This window comes from Paraburkholderia sp. BCC1886 (assembly GCF_900996245.1).
Lineage (GTDB): Bacteria > Pseudomonadota > Gammaproteobacteria > Burkholderiales > Burkholderiaceae > Paraburkholderia.
Genome location: NZ_CAAJGK010000004.1, coordinates 1 through 437, shown reverse-complemented (window position 1 = coordinate 437; position 437 = coordinate 1). Strand labels below are relative to the sequence as shown.

Genomic DNA, 437 nt, shown 5'->3' with positions numbered 1-437 from the left:
GCGACGCGCCGGGTGGCGGCGATCTACACGGCGCTGATGTGGCAGGCGCCGGATCCCGAGGCGGACTTCGTGGCGATCGACCTGATGATGAGCGGCGATCGCGCGTATCCGTCCTCGCCGCGCTACGCGAGCGACCGCCAGTATTGGCAGGACTACGTCCATGCCTTGCCTGCCACGGAGACGATCGCCGGTGCGGCACCCCGCGCGAGCGGTTTCTTCAACCGGGCATCGGCGCCGCTTCCCGCTGCATTCATCGACCAGCTCGACCAGATCGAGACGCGGATCGCGAAGTGGCCGCTCGTGCTCACCGCCATCGTGGCGGCCTATCTCTACCGGATGAGCAACGGCCGTGTAACCGTGTTCGATTTTCCGGTTTCGGCGCGCAGCAAGGAGACGCGTGCGCTGCCCGGCATGTTCGCCAATATCCTGCCGATGCG

At 66.8% G+C, this 437-nt stretch carries 1 protein-coding gene; it reads left to right on the top strand.

Features of this window, described 5'->3' with window-relative positions; translation table 11 throughout:
• The coding region (locus tag FQ746_RS00020; protein WP_222105831.1) for a condensation domain-containing protein at nucleotides 1-437 on the top strand (437 nt) is incomplete at both ends.